This is a genomic window from Planktothrix sp. (assembly GCF_046067725.1).
GTDB lineage: Bacteria > Cyanobacteriota > Cyanobacteriia > Cyanobacteriales > Microcoleaceae > Planktothrix.
Map to the genome: position 1 here is coordinate 1 of NZ_JBJUDF010000041.1, position 3,564 is coordinate 3,564.

The following is a 3,564-nucleotide window of genomic DNA, read 5'->3' on the forward strand; positions in this document are numbered from 1 at the left end:
CTCATCTATCTCTTCAAATGTTAGATTATACTCACGATTAACTACTTCTAAAGATGTCTGGTCTTGTTGTCTTCTGAATTCTAAATAATCATCTTTTTTTGAATAAATAGGATGTGCTTTCCAGTGAATAAAAACTTTACATAATCCCTCTTCATTATAATAATAGAAAGGTGATAAAACTCCCTCTGATACTTCCTTACAGGTTATGTCAATCGGTTTTTTACTATTCAAATTTGCTTGTTTATAAAACCATGAAAGTTTGGAACCCGGTGTTGATACTATTACTTTAAGACTCTTAGAAACCATGCTAGATGATGCACTAGACGCGCTATAAATTGACTCGATTGTGGGAACAAAAGAAGCCTCATCGAATAAAAAATCTGAGATAGAATCATAGGAGCGGCTACCTTCTTTTGATGAATTTTTAAAATAGATTTCACCTAATCCTTTAAGCTTAATTAATCCTACATTATCAATTAACAGTTCAATCCCAAAAGATTCAAGCTGTAGAGCCATATCCCTAACCCTTCTCGATAACGCACTAACATCATCCTGAGAACGGGAAAAACAGATAGCACTATAAGCAGGGTTAGAACAGGCTTTAAATAAAAAGTAAGAGGCAATTGTTTGTGTTATCCCTAATTGTCTCGATTTTACCGCTAGAATTGTTGATTCTGACTCGCACAATTTGATTAATTTTGATTGATAATCATAGGCTTTAAACTGTTTATAAGTCTCCCCTGATTTGATTTTTAATAATGCTATAAACTCTTCCCATGTATCGGGTATATGGGTAGGATTAAGAGTTTTACTCTGTAACTTCTTTTGGTTCTTTAGGTTCGGTGGTATTCTCATTTTTATTAACATTAACTATAGGACTTTGTTGCTCAATGTTGCTTAAATCATAACCATAACTTTCTAATGATTTTATGGCAGAATTACAGCTTACAAGTTCACTTACTCCCATCAAAGGTGAGTACATCTCGAATAATAATTTAAGTGCTTTAATTTGTTCACTGGGAAATTTTGCTTGTCCATCCTGATATAAATTTAGTCGATTTTTGGTTAGAATTCCAACACTCATAAACAAATCAAAAATCATTTTTTGACTTGCTCCTATAGCTGTTTCAGGAGCTATATCAAGAGTATTTATATCAGGTATATCCCACTTTTTCTTAATAGCTTCTAAGTCTTTTTTATCATCTATTAATGGATTTGGTGTTGTGTCTCTATCAAATTTGTCGATAACTTTTAATCTTTCAGTTATCTTTTCATCAGTGGATGCTATCGATTCAAGGTATTTTTTCTGCCAATTTTTAACGGTTGCCTCAGCTATTTTATATCCTTTGGTTTCCAAAAACTCGAATAGATATTTATAGCTGTATCCATTCCTTGCAAGCGATTCAAGAGCTAGTCTATCCTTTTCGAGTATCGATTCTATCTTTGTAGTTTGACGTGGCATGGTGTTAATGAATAGGAGTAATTTTAACTACTCCTATAGTATATTACAAAAAATTACAATGATTCAGTTAACCGAAAAATAGAATAGCTCTTAGCAGTGATATCGTTTAACTTCAGATATCCTGAATTGTCAACAGTTCCCTCTGCTAATACCTCTGCAAAATATTGACTCTCATTAGATTTACAAGCATCTAAAAATACATAACAGGAAAATGCGTAAAGTTTGCGGAAAATGTGAGTTTTACCGTTAATCATTTCTAATTTAGAAGTCTTTCTAACGGGTTTTAAAATGTTATCGTGTACTAAAGAAGCTTGCATAATTAGAGTGTTTAAAAGCACTGATAATGGGGTTTTTAATTCCGACTTTTCTTTAACAAAACAGCGTAACAATTTGAGGTTTGATGTTAGTAATTCTGCAATTTCTCCATCATAATTTTGATAGCTTAATCCTAAATAGGGAAGATTAAAAGCAGTTTCTTTTTTAGTTTTTGATGATTTTGCCAAACCCAAAACACGGAAAAATCCATCGTTAGAAAACTCGATAAAACATTCTGAATCAAGTATTTCTTCGTACTGTCTACGTCCTGTTAAGAGTTCTATTGCTAACATTTTTGAAGCATAATCTTTATTACTTCCTATGGGTTTTCTCAAGTCGTTAACTGCATTTTCAATTAATTGATTAAGAATGTCTTTTGTGATAGGTATTCGATTATCTCCAGTGTTTTTTGCTTGCACTGCTTTGGTATAGTCTCTGTTAGTTTTGCTAACAATTTCACCACTATCAGAAAAGGCGAAAAGAGCATAAGGGATTAGATTGTAACTGTTTTTCTCATAAGTTTCTTCTAACAATTCTGCAATCATTTTGCGGTAAACTGTCAACTTTTTAACCTTAGTTGTTTCTGAATTTTTACTATTAAGAAGTTTTTCAGTAATCTGATTAGATAAGGTTTGAAATTGTAGAAGATTGTCAACCGTTTTCTTAGAAAAGTTTGAGGATAACCAAGGGATTAAATCGACTCGTTTACCGTCCAACCGTTTAGGGATGAATCTCGATTCTAAAGAAGGTATATCGCAGCTATTCCACAGAGTTTTTAACTGGGTTTTGATATCGTTAAAATCTTTAATCTCTTGTACATTTAAGCTAGGCATGGTGTTAAGCGGTTCCCTAAGTGACTACTTCTATAGAATAGCGCATATCCTGAGAACCTACAAGGGGGTAAATGATTAAACTTTCTTATAGGGTAAGGTAAATACCCTATAAAATAATTATGGTACGATGGTTGACAATCTCTATAGAAGTCGCTACTATTGTAAATGTAGACCGAAAGGAACCAAACACCATGACCGCTAAAAAAGAAACCAAAACAACCGAGACAACCCAAAACCCTGATGAATTATTAGCAATTAAATTAGGCTATAAATTGAAAAACGGTAAAGGGGATGTTAAAGCTTTAAAAGATGCTATTTTCAATATTGTTTTGATGAATGCAGACTCAATAAATGATATTTCAAATATTGACAAAGCTATCAAACTCTATACTAACAATGGAATAGCCAAACGTAACCAAGAGAACTCCCAGAAGGCATTACAAAAGATAGAAGACGCGATAAATGATTGCTTAGAAAATAACGTCAATCCTACCAAAACCCTGCTTAACAAACGATATGGAATTAATTACAATTTGTTAAAGTCTTACTGTGAACAATACCCCGACAAATTGCCTAAGTAATAATAGTTGAGAACCTATAGGGAAGATTGATATATTTTCCTTATAGGTGAAACTCAAAACCCTTTAAAAGTTTAATAGTACGCATCTTGACAACTGCTATAGAAGACGCTAAAATGGTATCAGAAAGGTAGAGGAAGACGCAACAAAAAACCTCAAACCTATCGCTACAAACTGACAACAAACTAACAGGAACCTTGAAAAATGAAGACTATCTTAATCGTAATCGCTGCGACTTTTTACGCAATCGGATTATGGCTTTTTGCTCCCCAAAAAAATTGGGCTTCTGAAGTGAAAAAAGCAAAAAACCGCAACAAAAACCAGACACCCACACAGACCCCGAAACTGACACCGACACCAACCGATACCCCTACAC

The 3,564-nt window shown here is 33.4% G+C and carries 4 protein-coding genes; 1 reads left to right on the forward strand and 3 read right to left on the reverse strand.

Annotated elements, in window-relative coordinates; genetic code table 11:
• The 3 genes from ACKPEB_RS02300 to ACKPEB_RS02310 all read right to left on the reverse strand — a co-directional run.
• Positions 1 to 867: terminase large subunit domain-containing protein (locus tag ACKPEB_RS02300; RefSeq protein ID WP_408963162.1), on the reverse strand; the 867-nt coding region annotated here is incomplete at its 3' end.
• Positions 809 to 1,462 carry a hypothetical protein gene (locus ACKPEB_RS02305; protein WP_408963164.1) on the reverse strand — a complete coding sequence of 218 codons (654 nt, stop codon included), beginning with the start codon at positions 1,460 to 1,462 and terminating at the stop codon, positions 809 to 811. The genes ACKPEB_RS02300 and ACKPEB_RS02305, both read right to left, overlap by 59 nt.
• A gap of 53 nt (positions 1,463 to 1,515) precedes the next feature.
• Positions 1,516 to 2,610 carry a protelomerase family protein gene (locus ACKPEB_RS02310; RefSeq protein ID WP_408963165.1) on the reverse strand — a complete coding sequence of 365 codons (1,095 nt, stop codon included), beginning with the start codon at positions 2,608 to 2,610 and terminating at the stop codon, positions 1,516 to 1,518.
• A gap of 191 nt (positions 2,611 to 2,801) precedes the next feature.
• On the opposite strand from ACKPEB_RS02310, the gene ACKPEB_RS02315 reads away from it, so the two are divergent.
• A complete protein-coding gene (locus tag ACKPEB_RS02315; protein ID WP_408963166.1) occupies positions 2,802 to 3,191 on the forward strand; it encodes a hypothetical protein in 390 nt (129 codons plus the stop codon).
• The last annotated feature ends 373 nt before the right edge of the window (positions 3,192 to 3,564 follow it).